Source organism: Paenibacillus sediminis, assembly GCF_017873765.1.
In the GTDB taxonomy this organism is placed as follows: Bacteria; Bacillota; Bacilli; order Paenibacillales; family Paenibacillaceae; genus Paenibacillus_AG; species Paenibacillus_AG sediminis.
In genome coordinates, this window is sequence record NZ_JAGGKP010000003.1 from 120791 (window position 1) to 147741 (window position 26951).

Annotated in this window: 25 protein-coding genes and 1 riboswitch; of the genes, 8 read left to right on the plus strand and 17 right to left on the minus strand. The window is 42.7% G+C overall.

Annotated features, from left to right (window positions below; translation table 11 throughout):
• The first annotated feature begins 206 nt into the window (after window positions 1-206).
• From J2Z20_RS09185 to J2Z20_RS09195, 3 genes are read left to right on the plus strand one after another with little or no spacing between them, the layout of a single operon-like run.
• Window positions 207-1193, plus strand: coding sequence for an ABC transporter ATP-binding protein (locus tag J2Z20_RS09185; protein ID WP_209848557.1), 987 nt, complete (start codon window positions 207-209; stop codon window positions 1191-1193).
• 4 nt (window positions 1194-1197) lie between these two features.
• On the plus strand, window positions 1198-1986 hold the full coding sequence (locus J2Z20_RS09190) for an ABC transporter permease (RefSeq protein WP_209848560.1): 789 nt from the start codon (window positions 1198-1200) through the stop codon (window positions 1984-1986).
• Window positions 1987-1997: 11 nt separating this feature from the next.
• A complete protein-coding gene (locus J2Z20_RS09195; protein WP_209848903.1) occupies window positions 1998-2789 on the plus strand; it encodes an ABC transporter permease in 792 nt (263 codons plus the stop codon).
• A gap of 9 nt (window positions 2790-2798) precedes the next feature.
• Here the strand turns inward: J2Z20_RS09195 and J2Z20_RS09200 are convergent, their stop codons facing one another.
• The 5 genes from J2Z20_RS09200 to J2Z20_RS09220 all read right to left on the minus strand — a co-directional run bounded on the left by J2Z20_RS09200 (window position 2799) and on the right by J2Z20_RS09220 (window position 8101).
• Complete coding sequence (locus J2Z20_RS09200; RefSeq protein ID WP_209848563.1) at window positions 2799-4739, minus strand: FtsX-like permease family protein; 1941 nt, start codon at window positions 4737-4739, stop codon at window positions 2799-2801.
• The gene (locus J2Z20_RS09205; protein WP_209848906.1) at window positions 4714-5436 is read right to left on the minus strand and encodes an ABC transporter ATP-binding protein; all 723 of its coding nucleotides are present in this window, start codon (window positions 5434-5436) and stop codon (window positions 4714-4716) included. The genes J2Z20_RS09200 and J2Z20_RS09205 overlap by 26 nt, the downstream gene beginning before the upstream one ends.
• A 170-nt stretch (window positions 5437-5606) precedes the next feature.
• Window positions 5607-6683, minus strand: a complete 1077-nt coding sequence (locus J2Z20_RS09210; protein ID WP_209848566.1) for a sensor histidine kinase — start codon at window positions 6681-6683, stop codon at window positions 5607-5609.
• Window positions 6680-7402, minus strand: coding sequence for a response regulator transcription factor (locus tag J2Z20_RS09215; protein ID WP_209848569.1), 723 nt, complete (start codon window positions 7400-7402; stop codon window positions 6680-6682). The genes J2Z20_RS09210 and J2Z20_RS09215 overlap by 4 nt, the downstream gene beginning before the upstream one ends.
• 51 nt (window positions 7403-7453) lie before the next feature.
• Window positions 7454-8101, minus strand: coding sequence for an MOSC domain-containing protein (locus J2Z20_RS09220; protein WP_209848572.1), 648 nt, complete (start codon window positions 8099-8101; stop codon window positions 7454-7456).
• Window positions 8102-8310: 209 nt separating this feature from the next.
• On the opposite strand from J2Z20_RS09220, the gene J2Z20_RS09225 reads away from it, so the two are divergent.
• Window positions 8311-8742 (plus strand): exosporium protein C, encoded by a 432-nt coding sequence (locus J2Z20_RS09225; protein ID WP_280921749.1) that lies wholly within the window; start codon window positions 8311-8313, stop codon window positions 8740-8742.
• Between the two features lie 100 nt (window positions 8743-8842).
• Here J2Z20_RS09225 and J2Z20_RS09230 read toward each other — a convergent pair whose 3' ends face one another.
• Entirely contained in the window at window positions 8843-9310 is a 468-nt protein-coding gene (locus tag J2Z20_RS09230) for a cupin domain-containing protein (RefSeq protein WP_209848578.1), read from the minus strand.
• 186 nt (window positions 9311-9496) lie between these two features.
• A riboswitch (TPP riboswitch) is annotated at window positions 9497-9606 on the plus strand.
• Between the two features lie 92 nt (window positions 9607-9698).
• Between J2Z20_RS09230 and J2Z20_RS09235 the strand changes: the two genes are divergently transcribed.
• Genes J2Z20_RS09235 through J2Z20_RS09245 form a run of 3 tightly spaced genes read left to right on the plus strand, consistent with a single transcriptional unit; the run spans window position 9699 to window position 12530 of the window.
• Complete coding sequence (locus J2Z20_RS09235) at window positions 9699-10289, plus strand: ECF transporter S component (protein ID WP_209848581.1); 591 nt, start codon at window positions 9699-9701, stop codon at window positions 10287-10289.
• Entirely contained in the window at window positions 10289-11797 is a 1509-nt protein-coding gene (locus J2Z20_RS09240; RefSeq protein ID WP_209848584.1) for an ABC transporter ATP-binding protein, read from the plus strand. Before J2Z20_RS09235 ends, J2Z20_RS09240 begins: the two co-directional genes overlap by 1 nt.
• Window positions 11739-12530 carry an energy-coupling factor transporter transmembrane component T family protein gene (locus tag J2Z20_RS09245; protein WP_209848587.1) on the plus strand — a complete coding sequence of 264 codons (792 nt, stop codon included), beginning with the start codon at window positions 11739-11741 and terminating at the stop codon, window positions 12528-12530. Before J2Z20_RS09240 ends, J2Z20_RS09245 begins: the two co-directional genes overlap by 59 nt.
• A gap of 189 nt (window positions 12531-12719) precedes the next feature.
• Here J2Z20_RS09245 and J2Z20_RS09250 read toward each other — a convergent pair whose 3' ends face one another.
• The 10 genes from J2Z20_RS09250 to J2Z20_RS09295 form a co-directional block, all read right to left on the minus strand.
• Window positions 12720-14327: a glycoside hydrolase family 13 protein gene (locus tag J2Z20_RS09250; protein ID WP_209848589.1), complete on the minus strand. Its 1608-nt coding sequence runs from the start codon at window positions 14325-14327 to the stop codon at window positions 12720-12722.
• A 16-nt stretch (window positions 14328-14343) separates the two neighbouring features.
• Complete coding sequence (locus J2Z20_RS09255; protein ID WP_209848593.1) at window positions 14344-16419, minus strand: amylo-alpha-1,6-glucosidase; 2076 nt, start codon at window positions 16417-16419, stop codon at window positions 14344-14346.
• Between the two features lie 45 nt (window positions 16420-16464).
• A complete protein-coding gene (locus J2Z20_RS09260; RefSeq protein WP_209848596.1) occupies window positions 16465-17289 on the minus strand; it encodes a carbohydrate ABC transporter permease in 825 nt (274 codons plus the stop codon).
• 5 nt (window positions 17290-17294) lie between these two features.
• Window positions 17295-18224 (minus strand): carbohydrate ABC transporter permease, encoded by a 930-nt coding sequence (locus J2Z20_RS09265; RefSeq protein ID WP_209848599.1) that lies wholly within the window; start codon window positions 18222-18224, stop codon window positions 17295-17297.
• A 105-nt stretch (window positions 18225-18329) separates the two neighbouring features.
• A complete protein-coding gene (locus J2Z20_RS09270) occupies window positions 18330-19574 on the minus strand; it encodes an ABC transporter substrate-binding protein (protein WP_209848602.1) in 1245 nt (414 codons plus the stop codon).
• 203 nt (window positions 19575-19777) lie between these two features.
• Window positions 19778-21322, minus strand: a complete 1545-nt coding sequence (locus tag J2Z20_RS09275) for a response regulator transcription factor (protein ID WP_209848605.1) — start codon at window positions 21320-21322, stop codon at window positions 19778-19780.
• A complete protein-coding gene (locus J2Z20_RS09280; protein WP_209848608.1) occupies window positions 21322-23142 on the minus strand; it encodes a sensor histidine kinase in 1821 nt (606 codons plus the stop codon). The genes J2Z20_RS09275 and J2Z20_RS09280 overlap by 1 nt, the downstream gene beginning before the upstream one ends.
• Window positions 23143-23324: 182 nt before the next feature.
• Window positions 23325-24074: an ABC transporter permease gene (locus J2Z20_RS09285; protein ID WP_209848611.1), complete on the minus strand. Its 750-nt coding sequence runs from the start codon at window positions 24072-24074 to the stop codon at window positions 23325-23327.
• Window positions 24071-24796, minus strand: coding sequence for an ABC transporter ATP-binding protein (locus tag J2Z20_RS09290; protein WP_209848614.1), 726 nt, complete (start codon window positions 24794-24796; stop codon window positions 24071-24073). The genes J2Z20_RS09285 and J2Z20_RS09290 overlap by 4 nt, the downstream gene beginning before the upstream one ends.
• Before the next feature lie 14 nt (window positions 24797-24810).
• Window positions 24811-25335 (minus strand): PadR family transcriptional regulator, encoded by a 525-nt coding sequence (locus tag J2Z20_RS09295; protein ID WP_209848617.1) that lies wholly within the window; start codon window positions 25333-25335, stop codon window positions 24811-24813.
• A 150-nt stretch (window positions 25336-25485) separates the two neighbouring features.
• Here J2Z20_RS09295 and J2Z20_RS09300 point away from each other — a divergent pair, with 150 nt between their 5' ends.
• On the plus strand, window positions 25486-25923 hold the full coding sequence (locus tag J2Z20_RS09300) for an OsmC family protein (protein WP_209848619.1): 438 nt from the start codon (window positions 25486-25488) through the stop codon (window positions 25921-25923).
• A 54-nt stretch (window positions 25924-25977) separates the two neighbouring features.
• On the opposite strand, the gene J2Z20_RS09305 is transcribed toward J2Z20_RS09300, so the two are convergent.
• Complete coding sequence (locus J2Z20_RS09305) at window positions 25978-26880, minus strand: GDP-mannose 4,6-dehydratase (protein ID WP_209848622.1); 903 nt, start codon at window positions 26878-26880, stop codon at window positions 25978-25980.
• Window positions 26881-26951 lie beyond the last annotated feature (71 nt).

Here is a 26951-nt window from a genome sequence, read left to right on the forward strand (position 1 = left end):
CTTTCCCATATCGGTTTCCCTTCTTTCACATCAAATAGATGTCTACGAGCTATATTTTCCATCAAAAGGGCTCTCATTTCAACCTGTTAATGACTGTTTTAACGTAAATCTATCATAGAACTGTAAATTTTTGTAGCAAAATTGGTAGATTTTACTTTATAATTCAGACAGGTTTCATGAACTTCTACCTCCAGGAGGTCAAAACAATGATTGAAGTCAAAGATCTGTCGAAAGATTACATCATTCTGAAACGCAAACCTGGACTAAGCGGTGCGATACGAAGTCTGTTTATTCGCGAGAAAGAGATAAAGCAAGCCGTGGATCATATCAGCTTCGAGATTAAGCCCGGGGAAGTCGTTGGTTATATCGGGCCCAATGGGGCTGGTAAATCAACAACGATTAAAATGTTATGCGGCATCTTGACTCCAAGCCATGGCGAGATTAGGGTAAACGGCGTTGTTCCTTATCAAAACCGCAAGCAAAATGCGATAAATATCGGAGCTGTATACGGGCAGCGGACACAGCTATTCTGGGATATACCCGTCCGTGAATCCTATGAATTACTCCGCCATATTTATGAAATTCCGAAAAATGACTTTGAAGCTCGGATGAAACATTTTACCGAATATTTAAATCTAGGTCCTATACTTGATATTCCCGTCAGGCAATTATCACTCGGTCAAAAAATGCGCTGCGAGCTTGCCGCTTCATTCCTTCACAATCCCGCAGTTGTGTTCCTGGACGAGCCTACAATCGGACTTGATGTCGCTGTTAAAGAAAACATTCGCAAGTTCATTCGGGAAATGAATCATTTATATGGCACAACAGTAATTCTTACGACGCATGATATGGAAGATATCGAACAATTATGTCAGCGAATTATTATTATCGATAATGGCTCTATTCTATACGATGGAGACCTTGTGGCCGTTAAAGAGCGCTTTGGACATCAAAGAACGATTCATTTCGAAATGCCGCAGACGGATCATTTCAAGCTGCCAGCTTCTCTTGAATCTACGGTAGACGTAGCAGAAATCACCGAATCGCGCGTCTCCTTATTATTCAGCAGCAGAGACATTAAAGGCGCAGAGGTGATTGCAATCATGATGGCCGAATATGAAGTGAACGATCTGACCATTAAGGATACTAGCATCGAAACGATTGTTAAAGAGATTTACGAACGAGGAATTTAATAAGATGAGAAAATACATAGCCATTTTCAAATCACAAATTCAAATTACTTTTGCATATTCAGCTTGGTTCTGGGCATCCATGATTTCAGCCGTATTTCAGCTCATTATATTATTCTACTTCTGGCATGCTGTCTATCAAAATTCAGACACAATCGGAAATATGAACATTAAACAAATGATCACCTATGTCATGATTGCTACCATTCTCGGAAAATTTATGAATGGTGCAGGTTCCCAGCTCGCCGGAGACATTAGAACAGGGCAAATCGCCACTGAGCTCATGCGCCCGTATAACCTTCTCCATAAATTGATGGCGATGGACCTCGGAGGGAAAACATCTGATTTTATTCAGAGTGCCGTCCCTTTGTTAGTCGTTGCCGGCCTGTTCTTCAGCATTACACTGCCTGAATCGTTAACTGCAGGCATATTATTTGTCGTGAGCAGTATTCTAGGTATTCTCCTTGCAGGCGTATTCGATTTAATTATCGGTCTGCTCGCATTTTGGACGATTAACACATGGGGACTGCGCATATTGCGTAACGCGATCGTTTTATTTTTCTCCGGATCGCTCATTCCAATTTCGCTTTTTCCCCCATCCATGCAGCTCATCAGCCAGTACCTTCCTTTCCAATCGATGGTTTACGTACCTGTGTCCATTTATACAGGCGCAATCAGCGGTCAGGACGCGTGGATGGCAATGGGTGCGCAGTTATTTTGGATCGTGTTCATATATGCTGTGCTGAGAGCCTCGTGGTCGCAAGCATTGCGTAAAGTGACGATTTTCGGAGGGTAGGAGTGAAAAGTATGGTGCGTTATATGAAGCTATATTGGCATTTCTTCGCTGCACAGGTGAAAGTGATGACCGAATATTGGGTCGATTTTATTATCGGCTTTATGTCGGTGTTCTTCATTCAGTTCACTTCTGTCTACTTCATCAAAGTCGTCTTTGACCACATTGATGTGCTTAACGGTTGGACATTCTATGAGATTCTATTCATCTACGGTATTGCTTCAACAGGCAGGTCGATTCATCAAATTTTCTTCGATAATTTGTGGCTCGTTGGCAGAGATTACATCCGGACAGGTAACTTTGACCGTTTATTAATTCGTCCGCTCAATCCCCTATTTCATCTCATTGCGGATAAAGTGCAGCAGGACGGTGTAGGAAATCTTGTACTGGGCACCATTCTACTTGGGATCTCAATGAATCACTTAGCGTTCGATTGGGGCTTTTGGGACATTGTTCTACTGATCGTAATGGTTATATCTAGCGGACTCATCTATTCAGGCATTAATTTATTTTTCGTAACGTTTTCTTTCTGGATGGTTGATAGTTTCCCGCTCATGCAGACCGCTTTTAACGTGAGCCAATTCGCTCGGTATCCGTTAACGATTTACAGCAAGCCGATTCGGATCATTCTAACATGGGTTGTTCCTTATGGATTTACTTCGTTCTATCCGGCAACGCTATTCACCGGTCATAAAAATTATACGACGCTAGCACTAATAACCCCTGCCGTAGCTGCCATCATATGCGTTATTGCCTATGGATTCTGGATCATTGGACTTCGAGCATATACGAGCACAGGGAATTAAAATAAGGGGCTACACTGTAGCCCCTTGAATGATTTTCTTCAAATACGTATGTCTTGCTACAAGAAAATAAACAGTCTGCATCGCTAAATAAACAAGCAGCACAATGCCAGCATACGTCCACACATTGAAGAACAAGATGTTGCTTAGTGCTTTCATCGCGAAAGCGGCATGAATCGCACCTACGACGCAAGGAACATAGAACAGAATTCCAATTTGTGACGTTACAATTTTCTTCAACTCACCAGTGGTGAGCCCAATCCGGTTCAATGCGCGAAATTGTGCTTGGTCCTCTTGAATTTCTGTGAACATTTTGAAGAACAATAAACTTCCTGACGCCATAAAGAACAACACACTGATAAAGATGGCAATAAACATCGTCAGGGCAGTCATTTGTTTTATGGCATAATAAGAATCTGTACGTAAATCTATGAGTGCACGTTTATTTTCCGGTACGAGATTGATGATTTGTTTAGCCGCTTCAAAGGCGGATGCGGACTCCCACTCTTTGATCTCGTAGCCGTACACCACTACTTTATCGGTATCTCTCGTTTTCGATGCGATTGCCTCATATTGATCATTATTAAGTACAGCAAGATAAGTAGACGGTCCGTACGCTTTCGTAATCATACCCGATCTTTCCCCTTCGAACTCCAGCTGCATAGGTTCTCCCGCTGCTTTTAAAGCAACACGGTCTCCCTTCGATCCAAATGACATAAAGGACTCCTTATAGGGGTGAACAATATAGGTGGATCCCTTACTGAGAGCAACGGGTTCGATACCTTCCATACGTGCGGCCTGCATATTATAATCCGTCTCCGAAATGAGCATGACCTTCTCCTCTTTTCCGGTCTTCGGAAAAGTCATTTCTGCCGTAACACCCACAAGCTTCAGTTCATAATCGAGCGTCAAATGATGCTGATGAATGATCCTTTTTACCTGATCAGGATCAATGACGTCATGCGAATTCAGCCCTTTCTCTACAAAGGCGATCGTTTGCGGCTGATGGTCAATGAGCTGCTGGCGATTTCCGCTGAAGAACACATTAATTGTACTCGATGCCGTTAGAATAACAGCACATAACAGAGTCACCAGAAACAACACCCGGGCATTATCTTTTATTTTGTGTGCCATTTGAGAGATGACAATCATATTCGTACTATGATAATGAATACTTTTTCTTTTCTTGAGCAAGTTCATGACAGCTACGCTTAATTGGGTGAACAGAAAATACGTTCCAATGATGACCAAAATAACGATCGGCTGCATCGTAATGATCATACTTCTTACATCCATCATGTAAGCCAGCACATAACCGGCTCCTAGACACGCAGCACAAAGCAGTACAAGCCACCTAGAAGCATGGGGCATTGTTTTCGGTTGTTTCGAAGCCTGCATTAGCTGGACAATCTCATCTCTTCCTACTCTTCTCATCGACAGGACGGTAATAAGCAGGAACAGAATCAAATAACCTCCGCCTGTAATGAACGCAGCCTTAACAGGAATATAGAATCCAATCGGATTGCTCACTTTCATAATATGAGAAATAGCCATGAAGAACAGTTTGCTGAACAAGATGCCAAGACCAATTCCCGCAGCCGAAGATGTTAAGCAGATCAGCATATTTTCATAGATGACAAGACGTCTCAGCTGACTCTTCGTAAAACCAAACAGAAACAGAAGTCCAAATTCCTTCTTCCTAGCTTTCAAAAATGCGGACAGCGAGTACAGCACAAAGAAAAACGAAAAAATAAAAATAATATACTCGCATATCATCATCCCGATTCTTACGCCGGAACCGCCCATAATTTCACCATGTATAACATCGGGATGAAAAATGAACGCCGAGAAAATGAAGAAAATCATAATCGAGAACGTACTGCTTAGAAAAAATGCGCTGTATTGATGCCTGTTGCCAATCACATTTTTAATAGCGAGCTGGCGAAACTTCATCGTAGTTCCCTCCTAGCACGCTGAGCGAATCTAATATTTGCTGGAAAAAGGCTTGGCGGTTCGCCCCCCTGCGAATCTCTGAAAATAACTTGCCATCCCGAATAAAAATAATACGTTTGCAGTAACTAGCAGCAAAAGGATCGTGCGTTACCATCATAATGGTCGACCCTCGCTGCACATTCAAGTGTTCCAGCGATTCCATCACGTCTTTCGCTGCTTTCGAATCAAGGCTTCCTGTTAACTCGTCAGCAAATAAGATCGAAGGCTTATGAATCATCGCTCTCGCAATGGCTGTTCTCTGCTTCTGACCGCCGGATACCTCGTAAGTTCGTTTATCAAGAATTTCACCAATATTTAAAATGTCCGCGCTATCCTTAAGCCTAGCTTCGATCTCCTTAATCGGCATATTGTCAAGCACAAGCGGCAAAATGATGTTTTCTTTAATCGACAACGTATCAAGCAGGTTGAAATCTTGAAAGACGAATCCGAGTTCACGCCGGCGGAATAACGCCAGCTCTTTATTGGAGAAGGCGTTAGGATCCACTCCATTCATTTGCACGCGTCCAGATGTCGGCTTATCTAATGTTGCCAAAATATTAAGCAGCGTCGTTTTCCCGCTCCCCGAAGGCCCCATAATCCCGACAAACTCACCTTCGCCAATTTGCAGATGAACATCTTCCAGAGCTTTAAACAGCATCTGTTTTTTCGTTCCATATATTTTCGCAATTCCTTCCGCCTTAAGCACCGTATCCTTCACCAATGGACCCTCCCTATGACTAGCTTCTATATTCAGTGTAAGGTATAAGGATATTTGCTCCCATCGTTTAACCTTTCAATTTGTATGCGAAACCTTACAATGATGTCACATTACTTGTTATTCGTGAAATGATGGATACTTTTATTGCGAAAAACAATAGTGAAAGTGGTGCCAATACCTTGTTCGGACGTTACGTTGATTGGATGACCCAAGCGTCTACATACTTCATGAGTCAAATAGAGGCCCATTCCCGTTGATTCTCCTGTTTTACGCCCATTTTCTCCAGTAAAGTAGGGGTCAAAAATACGCGGTAAATCTTGTTCAGGAATTCCAATGCCTTCGTCTGTAATCCGAATAGCGTACCCTCCATCGGTCTGCTCAATGTCGATGTATAATTTTTTGCTGCCGGGTTTTATTTTGGAATATTTGATCGCATTGGAGACGAGCTGGCTGCATACAAAAATGAGCCACTTCTCATCCGTTTCTACATACACGTTAGGACCAGAAATTTGGGGGAATATCGAGGAGCGAACGAGAGCTTGTTTATGTCCGTTTATAACGAAGCGGAGCAGTTCCTTCACATCTAGACGTTTAATTTGGACATCCATCTCGAATTTTTCCAGCCGGGCTTGATGGAGCATCATATCCAGGCCGTGAGCAAGGCGCTCATTTTCTTCTTGAACGCTTAACAGAAGCCGTCCTGTCTCATCCACCGTTTCCATCTGATCAGACTGTTGAACCAATAAGTCGATAACCGACACCGGAGTTTTCATCTGATGGACCCACTGGTTTATAAAAAGATTCCGTCCGTCTACGATCAGTCGTTGTTCATTCAGCTTGTCCATATACAATCTATACTGCGACTCCAATATGTACCGAAACGCATTTTGTTCGTAAGTAGCCCCCTCCTCCAAAGCGAGGACGGACTCAAGCTCTGCTCCATAAGCGCTCTGACGCATACGATTCAGTTGTTTCAAAAACGAGGACTGCCTCAAATAATCAATAACAAGTGCTAATAGACTAAAGAATGACGCCAAAATAAACATATAGATGATATTGCCTGTCGATACCTTTCCTACGTCTAGTGAAATAACGAGTATTAATATGAGTGCACACACCAAGAAGGTGACAACATAGATGATGCGGTCCAGCACAAATGTTCCGAAGTGATATGTCTTCCCGCTCATCCCTTATCCTCCGATTGCCCGCTATTCCACACCATATTTAGTCGATATCCTTGTCCTCTGACCGTCTCTATGGCATCATTAATGCCGATTTCCTCCAGCTTTTTGCGCAGACGCGTCACGTTGACGGTCAGTGTATTATCATCCACGAACTGTACGTCATCCCATAGCATCCCGAGCAGCTTTTCCCTGCTCATAATTCGCCCTGTCTTCATCGTAAGCGCATCAAACAATAGACATTCATTGCGTGTAAGGTCGACAATTTTCCCGTTCCATTCGAGACTGTTTCGAGTTCTATCAAACGACAATCCGTGTACATTCAAGGTATCGCTCTGCTCCTGAGAGGCTGAATATTCTCCATAGGCGCGGCGCAGCGCACTTTTTATTTTGGCAAGAACGATTTCTAGATGAAATGGTTTCGTAATATAGTCATCCCCGCCGTTTTCAATAGCCATGACCTGATCCATTTCTCCTGTACGCGCGGATATGAATATTATAGGGGCGTTCGATATCGTCCGAATTTGCCGACACCAATAAAACCCGTCATAATGCGGCAAGTTAATATCAAGCAGTACTAAGTCCGGCTTATGTTCTGCAAACTCTTGTTTTATATCATCCATGCGGACAGCCCGCACCGTATCGTAGCCGTACCTCTTTATATAGCTGCCTAATATTTCAGCGATTTTATCGTCATCTTCAACAATCATAATTTGATAGCCCATTTCAAGAATGACCTCCTGGCCCGTTGTACGCATATTATCTGTATACTACTTTCATTTCTCTAATCGTTTTTCGAGTGAGATACGCCATTCCTCCGCCAATTCCTCTACTTCTAGAATTTTGCGCATTGCGTCAACATCTTGCGGACGGCGGAAATACGTCTCATTCGTGTACATCACGGATATTTGTGCAGGATGCCGCTTGAGCAAAGTGATCTCAGAGTCTTTCCGTACGGTTCCTTCCTGCAAGACTCTGCATAGATAGCCTGTGAACCCTTCTTGGACCATCCTTTTCATAAGTCTGGGGAACCCAGTTCTATTCGTAATGGTGCTGCACGGAACTCTTGCCTGCGTCACTTGAATGACAGCATCGCCGCATTGATATACATCCCCAATACAGACATCCTCTTCCAGCATGTTCGTGACCGTTAAGTTCTCACCAAAAGTTGCTGGTGGGAGTTTAACGTCAAACTCTTGCTCCCAGAGGGCATAATGTTCGTAAGGATAAATGCAGACAGCCCGATCGCGTCCTCCGTGATGTTTCAAATCGGCAACGCCGTCGCCTCTGAAACCATCCACCGTTAAAAACACTTCTTCTATTTCTTCTTTACATATCGCTGAATCCATTTCCTTACCTTCGCTATACGTTACTTTCTTAGGCAAACCTACGGCTAAGTTCATGATTTTCACAGATTTGGACATGTACAATTCACCGCTTTCTATACAAAGAGTCTCATTCACCGTTTTTGTTGACAATATCTGTATTATACAATAACAATCAGAGGGATAAATGAAGATCAGAATATATTTAACAAAATTATATAAACTCGAGATAGCCTATCGCCCAAGCATTCCCTTTTCCTACTTCATAATGTGTGTTGTAGTCATTTATGAGAAGGAGTTGATTGATATTGGCGGTACGTGTTCTCGATAAAGCTGCAGTTCAACCGCGCAGCAGATTCAACTTATCCAGAGCCTTTACGATCCCCCGTTCACCAGGAAGAGTTACCATTGCAACGATTCGGCTAAGAATTCCTGCGAATTCAACGCCGAATCGCGTTGAATTAGTAGCAACTGTGGGAGTACGCGGAGTTAGAGGAATTGCTCAAGTTCTCTTTAGAATCTTCCGCGATGGAAGAGAAATTTTCAATACTAGACAAGGTATCGAATCCGATCCTGAATCTGAAGTAAACTATGTTGTAACGTTCCAGGGAATCGATAGAAATGTAAGTACAGGTAATCATGTATACACTGTGACTGCAGAAAATCTCACTGCAAATACGAGAGCTGATGTTGTTGGTCCTATTTCTTTTAGCGGATTAGCAGTTAGAACGAGAAGTTAACATTATTAAGTCATGAGTAACTGATTGTGGAACAATTTTATGTAAAATGAAATAAGCTGAGGACCTGCCCTAGCGGCAGACCTCAGCTTTGTCTATCTATTTATGAATTGTGATGGATTAATTTAAAATCATCATAATGGAATCCGGGAGCGACAACACACGAAACGAGGACAGGCTCATTGCCCAGCGGTCGTGCCATTTGCCATTCTGTTGCCGGTACAAGCACTTGCGGATGTTGACCATTCTCTACATCTGGCCCGAGCACAATTTCTTGTCTAATCTCAGGTGTCTCGCCGGTTCCGCCTAATGTGAGCACAATTGGACTTCCGGAATGCCATAACCACAGTTCGTCAGAAAGCACGGTATGCCAGTCCGAGAACTCGTCAGGATGGAGCAAAAAGTAAATGGAAGATGCCGCAAACCGCGGTCCAGAGTACGGCTTACCAAGCACCTCTTGCGGAATTTCAAATGAAGCTTTCCAAATCTCCTTATACCATCCGCCTTCGACATGCGGCTTCAAATCAAGCGCCTTCACCAAAGGCGAAATCTCTCTACCACTCTTATCCATCTATTAACCCTCTTTCTATGTATTCATAGACTTTATTTTACCAGTTAATTTGGAAAAGCATAAGTCTACCTCTTGTTCTCCAGCAATACGTCGATTTGGGATGCTGCTTGATCCAGACCTTCTTGGACGCCTATTTTTCCTTGGCGCTTGCCAAATATAACCTTCCATTGTAAATTATTAATAACCAAATATGAAAACGGGGGCTTGATGAAGTCAGGCTGAGATTGCGACCGTATGTCGCTGACCGTCGATCTGATCTGGGTAATGCCAGCGTAGAAATTTTGTGGTGTATGATTTTTTTGCATGCATACGTCTGCCTGCCCAGATTGGGGCAGGTTTTTTTGTTTTGCCTAATCTAATTCAAATCATGAGAGGAAGTTGAAGAACGATGACAAACCAATCAAGTAGAGCAGGACTCAAACTAACCGACATCTTAGTCACGATCGTCATTGCTGCCGTGTTCGGTGTTGTGTACAAAATTTGGGGACCGACGTACGATTTAATGAAGCCGTTTGGATTCCAAGCAGAGCAATTGATTTACGGCATGTGGTTCATTGCAGGCACATTTGCGTTCCTAATTATCCGTAAGCCAGGAATAGCGATATTGGCTGAAGTTGCTGCAGCTACAGTCAGTGCGTTTCTAGGCAGCGAATGGGGAATTTCCACGCTTGTTTATGGATTCATCCAAGGGCTCGGAGCCGAAATTATTTTCATGTTATTTTTGTATCGGTCTGCTAACCTTTTTACGGTTTCGCTGGCCGCAGCAGGGGCTGCAGCTGCATCTCTCGTCCTCGATTTCTCCTACGGATATATCGAATCGTTGTCCGCTTGGAACTATACCTTATTGATTGGCTTCAGACTGCTTGGCAGTATCGTGATTGCGGGAATTGTTGCCTATTATTTGGCGAAAGCACTAGAGCTCACGGGTGTAACCAAATCACTTCGTCCAGCGTCCAAGGACGATTATGAGGCTTTGTAATGATTAAGGACACACAGACAGCTGCGGGTATTACGAACCTCAGATTAAAATTTCCAGGGAATGACGCCTTGTTATTCAAAGGCTTGTCCCTTTCTGTTCAGAAAGGGGAAAAAGTGCTGCTGCTCGGTCCAAGCGGATGCGGGAAATCGACATTATTGCAAGTACTGAGCGGCTTGATACCGCGCTCCGTCGAAGTGCCGATGAAATGTGATGACGCCGTTATTCCAGTGCGTCCTGGCTTCATCTTTCAAGATCCCGATACACAATTTTGCATGCCTTACGCAGATGAGGAGCTGGCTTTCGTATTCGAAAATTTGCATGTAAAACCAAATGATATGCCAGCAAAAATTCGCCATTATTTAAATGAGGTCGGTCTTCACCTTGACGATCCGCATACGCTCATTCAAACGATGTCTCAAGGAATGAAGCAGCGACTAGCCATTGCTTCTGCACTGGCCATGGAGCCGGATGTGCTTCTCTTGGACGAGCCAACCGCGCTCCTTGACCAAGCAGGAACTGTACAAGTGTGGGATACCATTAAGCAACTAGCTTCTGACACCACACTCATTATTGTGGAACATAAAATAGATGAGATTGCAGATTATGTGGACCGAATCGTCGTCTTCTCCCCGGAAGGGAATATTATTGCAGATGGGCACGGCGAAGAAGTATTTGTCCGTCATAAGAAGCAGTTAGCTGATTACGGCATTTGGTACCCGGGTGTTTGGCAAGATTATTTGGAAGAGTATGGGCCGAAGGAAACTGAGTCAAATTCGGCGCAAAAAGAATATTATCATTCCGAGCAGATCTCGATTCCCATCATTGAACTAGAGCGGTTCAGCGCCCTTCGCTCTGGGGATCCCGTCATATATGTAGACAAAGTAAGTGTGTCGCCCGGTGATTGGATCGGTATAGTAGGAAAAAATGGCGCAGGCAAAAGCTCATTATTGTTAGCATTAATGCGACTGTTAAAGACGGAAGGCGCCTATCAATTCGAAGGAAAACAAGCAGGCAAAGTAGAACAGCTCGCTGAGAAAATCGCCTTTGTATTCCAAAATCCCGAGTTTCAATTTGTCACACATTCGGTTCAGGATGAAGTCGAATATTCGCTTTTGTTTGAACCTATGAATGCTGAGAAAAGACAGTCTAAGGTCAATGCCATGCTGGAGCAATTCGATCTGCAGTCTTATACCGATCGCCATCCGTACCAATTGTCCATGGGACAAAAGCGACGCCTCAGCGTCGCAGCCTCGATGATACGTGACCAAGCTGTACTGCTGCTGGACGAGCCTACCTTCGGTCAAGATGCAAAGAACACGTTTGCCATTCTTGAGAAGCTGGAGGAACTCAGAGCTCAAGGTACAGCAATCGTCATGGTAACGCACGACCTTGAAATTGTGAATCACTTTTGCACCAAGGTATGGAACATTAAGAATGGGAGGCTCTCCAATGCAGTTCATGATACAGCACGTAGAAACGTGGCTTCATCGCGTGAATCCCGCTCTTAAGCTTATTTTATTCACCTTATTTTTCGTAGCTGTTATCTTCATTCATAATCCAAATGTACTGCTCTATGTCACATGTGGAACAATGCTGATGTTGTTCTGGTCAGGACATCCTTGGAAAAGGGTACTGCTCTACGCATCTCCTTTTATCCTTGTCTTCATTTCCACATCGACTGGGATGATGTTCTTCGGAGAAGGCAAAATCACATGGCTGAAATACGGACTTATTCATATTACACAGGAAAGCTTTTACCGTGGTCTCCATCTTGGACTTCGCGCGCTCAGTCTAGCGGCAATCGGACTATTGTTTGGACTCACGACGCGCCCTGTAAATCTCTTTTATTCCTTGATGCAGCAGTTAAAGCTTCCTCCGAAATATGCTTACAGCTTCTTGGCAGCCATGCGAATGGTACCGATTCTAATTGAGGAATTTCAGACGCTCCGGCATGCATTAAAAATTAGAGGAACGAAGAGACAGGGACGTTTCCCTAATATATATAAGACGATCAAAAGATACTCAATTCCACTGCTCGCCCAAAGCATTCGCCGTGCCCAAAGAATCGCGGTTGCGATGGAAGCAAAGGGGTTCACGAACGACTCTAAACGGACTTACTATTACCGGATCGGATATTCCTTGGTCGACATATGGTTCAGCGTTTACTTCGTTATTCTGTTCGTGCTCGCGTATGAGCTTGGAGCATGGTTCCCCTTTGTTGGTATTACAGATGTGCGGTGAGTTATTTAAAAAATCCTTTAAATAAAACCCGTTATTGGTATTTCCATTATACCTCTCCTCTTCATTTTACATTCTGTTATACAGTATGAGAGGGGAAAAGAAGAAGTTCATGAGAAGACATAAAAAAATCCTTTATGATGGATGAACATCATCCAAGATAAAGGATTTTTTCGTTATTACGTAAACCTGTTATTTCAGTCGATATACCCGTGCTTCGTACGGATTCAAATTGAAGCCATTCGATTGATCTGCATAATTCGCAATAATCAATTCTTTGATTTCGGAAGATACGGATTCAGGAAGCTCGCATGTTACAGATTGATCAGATACGTTAAGTACAACAAGCCACTTCTCACCTTCAAACTCTCTGATATAAGCATAGATTTGCGGGTGATCTTCGAGGATCGGCTCATAGCTTCCGTATACCATCACTTGGTGTTTCTTTCTAAGCTGAATAAGCTTTTTGTAATAGTAGAAGACGGAATCTGGATCTGCCAAAGCATCAGCGACGTTAATTTGTTTATAGTTTGGATTCACTTTAATCCACGGCGTTCCGCTTGTAAATCCGGCATTGTCCGAATCATCCCACTGCACAGGCGTTCTGGAGTTATCGCGCGACAGATGGAGCAGACTCTCGAACACTTCCTTAGGATCTCTGCCTTTTTCCACTTCTTCTTTATATTTATTCTTCATCGCAATATCATTGTAATCATCAATGGAGTCAAAACGAACACCTGTCATGCCGATTTCTTCCCCTTGATAAATGTACGGCATGCCTGGCAATGTATGCAGCATAGTCGCAAACAATTTAGCGGACTGTACGCGATATTCCTTGTCGTTGCCGAACCGAGTTACAAGCCGTGTGTGGTCATGGTTGTTTAGGAACTGCGAGTTCCAACCTTTGCCCCACATGCCTTCATACCATCTCTTCTGAATATCTTTGAACTTCGCCATGTCCCAATACGCCATATAGTCACATACTTCGAAATGGAACAACGTATTCAGCTCACCGCGGTCTTCCCCTACGTACAATAGTCCGTCTTCAGGGGTAACAAACGGAATTTCTCCTACCGTAAACACATCATAGTGCTTCAGCACTTTGTCATGCATTTCCCCAAGATATTCGTGGATTCCCGGGTTATTCCCCAAGTAGGAAATATCTTCCGGATTCTCCGCATCTGGAAAACCTGCTTGCTTCGCCAGCAAATTAATGACGTCCATTCGGAATCCGTCGATGCCTTTATCGAGCCAAAAGCGCATCATGTCGTAAACTTCTTCACGAACCTTCGGATTTTCCCAGTTCAAATCGGGCTGCTGCGTTGCAAAGGAATGGAAGTAGTACTCGCCTGTTGTCTCATCATATTCCCATGTAGAAGGCGTAAAATAAGATCTCCAGTTATTCGGCTCTTTGCGCCAAATATAATAATCCCGCTTCGGATTATCTTTGGATGAACGCGATTCAATAAACCATGGATGCTGATCGGACGTATGGTTCACAACTAAATCCATAATCAGCTTCATGCCGCGGGCGTGAACTTCCTTAAGAAGTCGATCAAAGGTGTCCATCGTACCTGCTTTAGCCATCACGGACCGATAATCAGAAATATCGTACCCGTTATCTACATCCGGAGATCCGTAGATCGGATTCAGCCAAATGACATCAACGCCAAGCTCTTTAATATAATCTAATTTCTGAATAACGCCTTCTAGATCGCCATAGCCGTCGCCATCTGTATCATAAAAGCTTCTCCAATATACCTGATAGACAACTGCTTCTTTCCACCATGTTTTCTTCATGCCTACACTCCTAATTTTAGAACTGAATGACTTCAAAGCCAGTCGAGTTTTCAAGAATCTCCACGTTGAAGGAGTTCTCATCATTATGATTACGAGTCACTCTTACCGATAAATGCCCTGCTCCAATATGAATATGTTCCGTGGTCAGTTCATCCATATGTTCAGGCAAGAACGGATTAATCGATATTTGTCTAGTCAAGGCGTCAGGATTGAGTCCTAACATCGCTTGTAAGAACACAATCGATGTTGCCGCTGACCACGCTTGCGGCGAGCAAGTTGTAGGATATGATACTGGGTAGCCAAGCTCTGAGTCATGACCGCAGAACAATTCAGGCATACGCTGATATTCGAACGATTTGGATACTTCCAGCAGGCTGGAGATCACAATGCTCGCTTCTTTCTTGAAGCCTAGACGACTTAATCCGAGCAGAATCATCCCATTATCGTGAGGCCATACGCTGCCGTTATGGTAACTCATCGGATAATAACCGGCCGCTTCTGTGCTCATGGTACGAATGCCGTATCCGCCAAACATATCTTTAGCAACAAGTCTCTTCGCTACTTGCTCCGCTCGAGCTGCGTCTGGCAAGCCTGTCATTAATAGGTGCCCTGGATTCGAAGTCACCGTTTCTACTTTACGCTGCTCTTTATCCAGCGCAAGCGCGTAAAATTGTTCATCCTCCATCCAGAACGCTTGTTCAAACTTCGCTTTGAATTCTTCGGCTTCTTTCTCTAGCTTATTAGCAAGCGCCTTATCTCCCATTTGGGCGAAAATTGGCGCCAAGCTTGTTTTCGCTTGGTACACATAGCCTTGCACCTCTGACAGTGCAATCGGTGATGCCGCGTATTCGCCAGACTTGTGAACGATCGAGTTGCTCGAATCTTTCCAGCCTTGGTTCGGGAATCCCTTCTCCGCTTCTTGATGATACGTAAGGAATCCTGCTCCCGCTTGACTGAAGTGATCAATCCAGTCCAGCGCACGCTCTATATTTGGTTTTAATTCCTGAACGAGAGACAGGTCGCCCGTCCAGCGAACGTATTCTCCAATTAGAACTAGAAATAACGGTGTTGCATCTACCGACCCGTAATAAGGACCAAAAGGGGACTGATTCGTATTTACCAGTTCTCCAAAACGGATCTCATGCATGATTTTACCGGGCTGTTCATCGCGCCAAGCATCTACCTTATCACCTTGGTATGCAGCCAGCGTTCTGAGCGTCCCCTTCACGAGTTCCGGATTTAGCGGAAGCATGAATAACGAAGTGATGATGCTGTCTCTGCCAAAAGGAACGGCAAACCACGGCAATCCGGCCACTGGCATTTCTCCGTAACCGACATCTGTCATGAGCATGCGTAAATCTTGAACCCCGCGTTCGTACAAACCATTGAACACATCTGAATTTGACGTTACGCGAGTCGTGCCTCCGAGCCACTGTTCATAAGATTTCTCCAGCTTGGCCAGACCTTCTTCATAAGAAAGAATCGCACCCGCTTCGCCGTTTATTACAGGAGTAATGAAGAAGCAAATCTGCTTCGTCTCTTTACGCCCTAACGATAGATTAAAATGAACGGTGCCGCTGTCATCCAATTTCGACTCGTTCTGATCCCACTGAATGCGGGTCTCTCTAACAATATCGTCAGCTCCTTGATAGCGAATCGACAGACCGCGGTCTATCTTTTCTCGGCCAATCATTTGCCCTACTTCACCCGTGCGATATTTCCGTACAATGAACATGTCCTGAAAATCCGCATCAAAAGATGCAGAGAAATCAAATTGTACGGATTTTGGGAAAAAGTTCGTCAGCGTCATTCTCTCATACAGCACACCATCAACGATGAACCGTTCTCTGTGGATCTCAATAGCTCCCTCATCTTTCCGATCTTTCATTAGGCGAAAGGAAGCGACGTAGCTTCTATTAGCGGTAGAGGAGAGCAACGTTGGCTTCTCTCCATCTACGAATATTTCCATGCGGCTTAAAAACCGTGTATCCTTCGTGTATAAGCCGTGACCGCCTTCATTATTTCCAGTAATATCTCCATTGGTTTGCGACAGTAAAAATAAATCGCCTTCTTTAATAACACGGTATTCCATGAACTATGCCTCATTCCTATTGAAGTAGTGTAAGTGAGATCAGCCTTAGCCTTTTACCCCGGAACTCGATACACCCTCGATATATTGCTTCTGGAATATGAAGAAGAAGACCAATATAGGAATAGTCGTTAAGACGACCCCTGCCATAATCAGCGGTGTATTCTCAAAGAACATATCCTTCACACTGTTGAGTCCGACCACGAGTACATATTTCGCCGGATCGCTAGTCAGTGTACTTGGAATCAGATAACTGTTCCATGTACCTGAGAAAGCCAAAATCGACATCGTAATGAGCGGTGATTTAGCCAAAGGATATACGATGCGCCAGAATGCGCCTACTTTCGTTAATCCATCAAGTCTAGCTGCTTCAATGAACTCGTTCGGAACGCTGATGAAAAATTGTCTAAGCATGAAAATGTAAAGACATTGATACAGGAACGGAACAGTCAGCCCTGCAAACGAGTTAAGCCAGCCCAGATGAGCCACATTCACATAAACCGGAATCAAAATCATGTGATATGGAACCATCATCGTTGCAACAACGATCCAATAGATCAGTTTCTTACCCGCGAAATCCAATTTTGCGAGCGCAAAAGCAGCCATCGGGTTAATGATTAAGTTACCGACAATGACAATACCTGTCATAATCACCGTATTCAAAAGCCATTTAGGCACGTTATATGCGTCGTTAGTAAAGAACGTTTTATAATTGCTGAAGGTCCAGTGAGAAATCCCTACAATTTTATTCACATCTTGCATTGTCACGAAAGAAGTGTATAACGTATATAAAAATGGGAGAGCAAACAGTAATCCAACGATAATAATGAGCGTGTAATTACCAAACAAGAAGATGCCTTTTTTTGCTTTCAATGTTGTCACTCCTTATCATCCAACAATTTTTTTTGAAGGAATGTAATGATCATAATAATGAAGAAGAACAACACGACAGCTGCGCTTCCGTAACCAATATTCATATAGCGGATACCATTTTGATAGAAATAAGTAACGACCGTATTGGTAGCCCCTGCTGGTGATCCGAGCGCTCCATATCTAGAAATTGCGGCAATTTGGTCATAGATTTGGAACCCTAGGATGGTTGATACGGAAACAACAAAGAACGTAATTGGTTTAACATAAGGAACCGTAATATAACGGAATTGTTCCCACTTGGAAGCTCCGTCCATTTGACCTGCTTCATATAGATCTTTCGGAACTTCTTGAAGCGCCGATAGATAGACGATCATACTAAATCCGCATTGTTGGAAAATAAATAGGATAGCTACAAATAATAGAGCATAGTGCGTATCCGCATACCATGTCACATTACCGAAGCCGAATAAACCAAAGAACTTAGTCACAAATGTACCTTGCTTGAACAGCATCATAAATACGGTTGTTACTGCAATTTGAGAAGTAATATAAGGAATGAAAAAGACTGTTCTGAAAATGCCTTTTCCTTTTATTTTCTGATTCACTAGAATAGCCATGAGCAATCCTAAAATCGTCTGAACGGGTACAGCAATCACAACAATCTCCAAGGAATGCAGCACAGCTCGGTAAAACTCATGATCCTTTAATATATTGACGTAGTTTTGAAAACCGATAAATTTCGCTTGGTCGAGTGAAGCAAAGTTAGCATCCTGAAAGCTTCGAATGAATGATTGCAAGAAGGGATATAAGAACCACCATACCCATAACACTAAAAACGGTAAGGCGAACAGCCAACCAACTGCAAAATCTGAATCAACAATTGTACGGATCCATGATTGCTTTTTTCTGTTTACTTTATTTTCATAGGCAGCCATTGTGACCCTCCTAAAATCCATAATTTGTTATTAGGTCCCAAGAATACAACTGTTCCCGTTTCTCACAGGGGAAACGGGAACAGAGGGATAATTTAAGGTAATGAATTATTTAAATTGTTGTTGAATACCGTCAAGAACTTCTTTAGGAGATTTATTCGATCCACCTAAAACGGATGCTTCAATTTCATTTACCAATTCATCTTTAAATTTCTTCGTTTCTTCAGGGTATCCGAAGTCTGTGCTGTATTGTAGAGCTGGCTCTACCGCTTTAAACTCAGGATTTTCTTCAAAGAATTTCGAAGTCAGACTTGCTACCGCTGAGTTGTTGCCAAGCTTGATGAAATCTGTTTGTGTTTTTTCATTTGTCAAATAGGCTGCTGCTTGAAGTGCTGCTTGTTTGTCTTTAGCATCTTTCAATACGACGTAAGCATCGGAAATCATTGTGCTGCCATTCGTTGTACCTTTAGGTACTGGAAGAGCTACATATTTCAAATCTGGAGCTGCATCTTTCAAGAAGCCTTTATACCAGTAACCGCCTGTAGTCATCGCTGCTTTCTTGTTAGAGAATACTTCTCCGTCCCAACCATAACCAAGAGATTTAGGAGTTACAGCCACACCTTCTTTGTACATATCAAAGATTTTTTGCAATGCTTGTACGTTTTGATCGGAGTTGATTGTTTTACCATTGCCCCAACCGCCGCCATAGCTCTTCACATAGTTCGTAATGTGGTAAGCATCGATATTAATTGCAATACCGTAATGATCTTTGTTTGTCAGCTTCTTAGCTGCCGCTTCGACTTCATCCCAAGTTGTTGGATATGCGCCAAGCCCTGCTTTTTTCCACATATCTTCGTTAATGAAGAACATCGCTGGTGTACTGGAGTTTGGAATACCATATTGTTTGCCGTCCACTTTCCAAACATCTGTAACCGATGGAGTGTAGATGCTCATATCTACGCCTGCTGGTTTAATAAGGTCATCAAGCGGAGTGAACAATCCTTTTTTAATATATTCGTACGCGCCTTCGTTCGTAATTTTAATGAAATCCGGTGCTACACCCGCTGCAATTTCACCTGGAAGCGTGTTCCAGAATTGATCACTGCTCGGATATTGTTTAATTTTAAGTTCGATGTTCGGGTACTTTTGCGAAATGGAAGCCGCAGCTTCTTGATACACTTTGAGATCTTGCGCTGTTCCCCAGAAACCGAACGTAATCGTTGTTTTCTTATCGCTCTTCGTGCTCGTTTGATCACCGCTGCTAGCACTGTTGCTATTACCGCAGGCTGCTAAGCTAACTATTAAAATAAACGAAAGCACTAGCATTCCTGTAAGTTTTCCTAACTTCTTCATGCTTTTCCCCCCAAAATATTGTTCCATGTCACGAGATGATGTTAACGGTTTCACTCATCTCTGAAATTCATGTTACCGGTTTCAAGTCGAAAAAAAAATTAATCAAATGATGATTAATTTAATAAGATTGACTTTGTTTGTCGAATGATTCCGTTTTCATCTACTTTTTTTTAACCATATTTACTTTTCTTTAACAAAACCATTTAAACCGTTTCTTTTCGATAATCTTTCGGTGACATCCCCACAAATTTATTAAAAACAATCGCAAAATGAACTTGGCTGTTGAACCCCACCATTTCAGCGACTTCATATATTTTGTATTGATAATTCTTTAACAATTCCTTCGCCTTCTGGATGCGTATTTCGTTCAGATACGTAAATAATCCCCGCCCCACTTCTTGCTTAAACAGTCTGCTTATATAATTGGGGCTTGCATGGAACTGTTCTCCCAAGCTGTTCAAAGAAATATCTTCTTTATAATTTTTCTCTATATATTGCAGGATGTTTCTAATGAGCGGGCTATAGTCTTTATTTTTAACTGCATAACGACATTTCAACGTGTCACCGAACACTTTATGGTAAAAGGCAGAGCATTCGTTGAAATCGTCAATTTCCTCCAGTTTATTCCGGTACTCGAGATATTCCTCGCCATCTTCCATCATGAAGATTAAACCTTCGTAAATTTTTTTAACATCCTTTTCGCTCATGCACTCATATTTTCTAAGAAACTGCTCCCACTCTGTGAGATTACGGGCGAATTCGTCATACTTTTCATCTTTCAGTCCATTCTTCATGGCTACGATATAGGCGTTAAGCTGCTCTAATGTTTGTTCATTCGCCAAATGACGGTTCTTAAAATAGAAAATATAGTCCTCGGGATGATAGAACTTTTGCTCCAAAGCTTGCTTCGCTTGGCTAACCGCTTGTTTCATTCCATGAAAAGATTGAAATGGCTCACTCACTCCGAAAAACGTATCGATATTGACAAAGCGCTTTAGAGAACTGTTTATAAGCAATATAAAATCGTTGACACGCGTGAATGAAGCTTGTGCACTTTTGGATTCACTATGACTGATGATGACAGAAAATAAGTTATCCTCAATTTGTACAAACTCCACTTCTTTCTCTTTCGACAGCAGTTCCGATAAAATGTTCGCTATCGTATTCGGCAGAATGGATGCATTTTCTTTCGTATATCTCTTGAGAATCTGCGAATATTTACCGATCGTAAACAGCAGGACATACATATTGCCTTCCTTCAGCTTCGTTAGATGGGCTCCGTCGATATGGCCAGAGAGCATCTGCCGAAGGACCACTTCTTTATCACGAGACTCTGACTTATGTCCAGGAATCTCGCCTTGACTCATCTGATCTCTCTCTAATTCATCCTTAATCTTTCGCAGTACACTCGTCATTTCTTGTTCATTCATGCTTGGCTTATGGAAATAGTCAACGGCTCCGAGCTGCATTGCTTTTTTCACAAAAGTGAAATCATCGAAGCTGCTTAATATAATGACTTTCGCCTGAATTCCCTTTTCTCTCATCTCTAACAACACATCAAGACCGTCTTTTTTCGGCATCTTAATATCTAAAATAACGACATCCGGCTTCTGCTCCATCATGAGTCTCAGCGCTTCAATGCCATCAGCAGCTTCTCCAACAATGTGCATTCCATTTGCTTCCCACTCGATTGCGGATTTGATGCCAATTCGAACTAGCGGTTCGTCATCTACAATTAGTACTCTCATCACAGCTCACCTGATTGTTTGATTTTTGGATCATTTTTTATCGCTGGAATTACGATTTTTGCAGTTGTACCTTTCTTCTCTTCGCTTGTAATCCACAGGCCGTAGCCTTCCCCATAGTTCAGTTCAATGCGTTTACGAATATTTTTAATACCAATGGAATTTAGCTTGTCTATGGACCCTTGCTGCTTAAGCCCCTCTTGTTCGGTCTGCGACATTCCTCTGCCGTTATCAGACACAATCATGATGACGTAATCGGATTCCTCATATATTTCGATATTTAGCTTCCCTTTATAATCAATCTCATCGAAGCCGTGGAAAATCGCATTTTCCACTAAAGGCTGCAGCAAGAATTTCAACGTTTTATATTGAAGTACACCCGGTTCGATATGATAAGAAACTTCAAACTTATTCAAATACCGAAAATCTAATATTTTCGTATAGTTCTTAATAAAATCGACTTCTTCCTGAATCGTCACATAATCGCTCTCAGCTTTTGCCGTAAATTTAATAACGGAAGAAAAAGCAGTCAGCGCCTCTTCAATGCCCGTAGCACCCTGTATTTTCGCCATCCACTTAATGACATTCAAGGTGTTGTACATAAAGTGAGGTCTAATTTGCGATTGCAGCGCAAGCAGCTCTAACTGTTTCTTTTCTTGCTCTTCCGTATATATTTTTTGAATCAACCTTCTGATCTCTTTAAGCATATGATCTACGGTGAAACTGATCTTTCCAATTTCGCCTTGATGCACGTCCATCTTCACATCTAAGTTGCCTTGAGCGACGAGCCTCATTTTTCTCTCTAACATAGAGAGCGGTTTCGTAATACTCGTGGCAATATAAATGGATGCAATAATAGACAGTCCAAGAAAGATAAGTGATGAGATCATAATCGTTCTTAACATCACATCAAGTAAACCAAACAGTTCATTCTTTGGAATAATGGTGACGACAATCCAATTTGAAACATTCGATTTAGAGGTCATGATGTAATTATCTTTATTTTCTCTCGTTTCTTCCCCATCTAAGCTGATATGCTCAAAATCATGACCTAGTACATGAACAGCTGCCTGACCGATTTCGCTGCGATTTTTGCTGTACACAATATTTCGGTTTTCGTCTATTAAGTAGAACTTCGTATGATCCGTAAAGTGAATATCACGCCACAGCGTCTTCAGCTTATCGATTCCGATGTTGAGCATAATGAATCCTAGATTCTCTTTCGTATACGGGTCCACCACGGCCCGGCCGATCGACACAACCGGATCACCATAAAAGGACATTAACTTCTCTGGATGAACTCCAATTGGAACATAGAGTCCTTTTTTCTGCAATATTTTTTGAACGTACGGCTCATTGATGAATTCACTCTGTAAATAGTGATGGTTCATATAATCACCATTACTTCTGCCGACAACCATCTTATTTTTATTTTGATAAATGACAACCGAATCAATTAAATCCGTATAGAGCAGCATACCGTTTCGAATAATCTGATTTACGGTATCGAAATCCTTCTGCCTTTCGTACAGTGGATATGGCTCCTTGGTGTAGTCTTTTTTCATCACTTGAAAGATGTTTCGATCTTGCACGGGATACATCGATAATCGCAATAATGGATTAAGAGAGGTATCAATATTTTTCACAATTTGCTTGTTATTTTCTACTGCCGCATCCAGAATCATACTGCGATTGGAGTCTACATACAGCCAAGATAAAGCGCCGCCAATGATTAGAAAAGACGTAATAATAAAGCAAGAAAAAGCGATGATTAGCTTATATTTCAAACTTAAATTTGATAGTCTTCTTCTAATACCTCTCATAGGACAGTTCCTGCCTTCATTTTCAGAATCTTGATGCTATCCATCCTCATACTACTACACCATAGGCCAAATATCACCGAAAAAAATAGGACTTGCTTACAAAAATAAGCAAATCCCATTTAGATAACATTGTATAATCAACATTGACTATATGACCAAAAAATAAGGTGTCTTTCTACATACTATGCGGTTCGTCGTTTTGGAGAGCTTAACAATTTCTGCTCTGCTTCCCACCGGAAGGTAAACAGTGCGATGAGCAGGAAGAGAACGATATAAGCTGCAACAATCGCTATATTAGGCAACGTTTTCGCCCATCCTGTAAAAGAAGCTCTGAGCCCTTTGACCAAGTAACCAAGCGGAAAACATTGCCCTGCCGTCTTCAGCCAATGGGGCGCTCCTTGTAAACTGTAAAACATATCTGTACCAAATACCATAGGGATATAGAATAGATTTGAGATCATGTTGATCTGACCTTCATTGCGAGCGAGATTGGAGATGAAAAATCCGAATGCTGTCATACAGAGCGTTCCAGCTGCCAAATTGAGCAAAAGAAGCAAAATGGTTGTGAGTTCTGCTTCGATATCAAATACGAGTACCCCAGTGACAAAGACAATCGCATTGATCATTAGCCCAAGAAGCGTGCGAACTAAAGTCATCGTCAGAATGAATGAAATCGCAGGAAATGGCGTAAGCCGGAGCAGTTTATATACGCCGCGGTTTCGCTGCTGGTGCACTTGAAAGGCGATACCCGATACCCCCCAGAACAAAGTGCTTAATGCTAGAACACCTGTTAACAATCGGAACTGATAATCCGGTGAATCAAAATATAATCCGAGTCCTATGAGCAGGCCGATCGGAAACAAAATTGAATAAAACAGCGTAATAGGGTCGCGCAAAGATGTTATAAGCATAGAACGAAAAATCGTCTTCATCGAATGACAGCCTCCTTGGCAGTTAAATTTAAATACAACTCTTCAAGATGATCCACTCCGTACTGCTCGCATAGCTGTACAGGAGTTCCTTCTGCAATAATACGACCCTTGTCGATCATAATGACCTTATCTGCCAACTTATGAACCTCTTCCATATCGTGCGATGTAAATACAACAGATTTACCGCTGGAAGCAAGCCTGTCAATCACCTCGTGAATTTCGCGTCTTGCACGCGGATCAAGTGCAGCTGTTGGCTCATCGAGAAAAACAAGCTCTGGTTCGTGAACTGTCGCAATAGCAATCGCGAGTCGCTTCTGCTGTCCCCCAGAAAGTTTCGATGCCTCCGTGTTAGCTGCATCTTCAAGACCGCAAAGACGGAGCAGCTCGAGACCACGCTGACGATCCAGCTTCTTCTTATAAAGTGCGGCGAATAATCGCAAGTTCTCGTACGCGCTTAGTCCAGGGAAGAACGGAGTTGCCTGAAGCTGAACACCTACATAAGACAAATAATCTTTGCGCCAAAACTCAATTTGTCCTTCATCGGGTCTGCGCAGACCGAGAATCATATCGATCAACGTCGATTTCCCGGCCCCGTTCGGACCAATAATAGCAACAATCTCAGAAGCCTTTACCTGGATATCCACATGATTTACTACGGTTCGCGAACCGTACATCTTAGAAAGTCGATTCGCCTGTACAAGCATCTTTGCTTGATGTGTCATACACAACATCCTCCTCATTCATATAATTCACGCAGCTTTTGCAAAAAGCGCAGTTGAATTTCAAATTGATCATACATATTTTGGAATACGAGCCGAATATGTGCGGGTAAAGAAGTGTGGGCCGCTTTCTGCTCTTCCCCTCTCTTCATTTCCTCGTACTGCTCACGCAGAGCTTTCTCCTGAACGTTGATCGATTCCAAAATGACTTCCTTCGGCAGAAGCTCTAGGAATGAGATTGCCGTATAGAGCGTCGTTGGATACGCAACGGACGGTTCTACTAATGAACTCTTCAACAACTCGAAAAATTGCTCCCTCCCTTTGTCGGTTATTTTGTAAATCGCTTTGGCCCGGTGCCCCGTATGCTCCACGGCATCAATTTCCACAAGTCCGTCTGCCGTCATTGTTTTGAGTGAATGGTAGATCGAGCCGGGTAGAATACCTGCCCACTTATCTGTCTGTGATTGCTGCAGCATCTGCTGCATCTCATAGCCTGACATCGGCCGATATGTGAGCAGTCCAAGTACCATCAGGCGTGTCATTTGCATCAACTCCAATATTGTATATTCAACGTTGATTATTTAAGTCTGATCACAATATATCATGTTTGGATTCATTTGTAAATAGTGGAATTTTGAATAAAAGAAAAAAAAGTAAATCATACTACTTTATGCATATGGAGGTGTAATATTATGGCTAAAATGATCGAACGCGTGACAGCTGTTTCTCAAGGAATGCAAACGAAAGTAACCGCAGCAAATCATCAGCTCATTATAGATGAACCGCCATCGATGGGAGGAAAAGACGAAGGACCGAATCCACTGGCCACATTGCTCGCTGCACTGTCAGGGTGTGAGAATATTGTCGGCAACATCGTAGCCAAAGAAATGAACTTTGATTTGCAAGGAATCGAGTTTGATATTAGCGGCGAGTTCGATAACCGAGGTTTTATGGGCGATCCTAATGTGAGGCCGTATTTTCAAAAAGTTACGGTGAACGCCAAAGTGAAAACGAGCGAATCCGAAGAAAGAATTAAACAATTTCAACAAACAACGGATCTTCGTTGCCCTGTATTCACTACGTTAAAGGCCGCAAACGTCGAAATGGTTACCAATTGGACCAAGGCCTAAATGAAAAAGTGCCATGAAGCGGTCTACAATCTTCAGGGCACTTTTTCATATCGCTCAGGTCTCATTATAGGTTCTAAGCAGTCCTGTCTGAATATCAACCTGCGGCTGCCAGTCTAATAGTAAATGTGCTTTCGAGTTATCTAAGCAACTGTGCCTAATATCCCCTGCTCTCTCGGATGAATGAATAATATCAATAGGTCCATGAATGTTAGTTAGCATCTTCACTAAGTCATTTATTGATGTCCTTTGCCCAGTAGCGACATGAATTGCTTCTTGGTGCCCTCTCTCAATCGCCGCTATGTTCGCTTGAACAACATCGTCCACATACACAAAATCTCGTGTTTGCTGACCGTCACCATGAACGTGTATAGGCAGTTCGTTCTTTATTTTGTCTAGGAAGACAGCAACGGCCCCTCCTTCTCCTTTTGGCGTTTGTCTAGGCCCATACACATTTCCGTAACGAAGAATCGTATAGGAAAGTCCGTACATCTCATAAAATAGTCGGATATATGTTTCAGATGTCCATTTAGACAATCCGTAGAAAGAAATGGGCCCCTTCGGGTCTTCCTCAGAGATTACATTTTTCTGTAAATCTCCGTAAACTGCAGAAGTGGATGCGAAAATTATTTTTTTCACAGAGGCTTGCCGGCACGCTTTCAATATATTAATTGTTCCGGTTATATTTACATCGCTATCATGTCTGGGATCACGTATGGACTGCCCTACATCCGTTTGAGCAGCTAAATGAAACACGACATCAGGCTTCTCCCGCACAATAATTTCCTTGCTCTCTTTATTGCGTATGTCTTCATAATGAATGACAGATTGAAAGTTTATATTGTGCCGATATCCAGACGTCAAATTATCAATGACGTGTACCTCAAACCCTCTTGCTACAAGTTTATCGACAAGATGAGAGCCAATAAAACCAGTTCCCCCAGTGACAACAGCTTTCATAACACATCCCCTCTGTTTTGATAAATTATTGGCAGGTATTCTGTATCATCATATTCAGACCATGCAGGCTG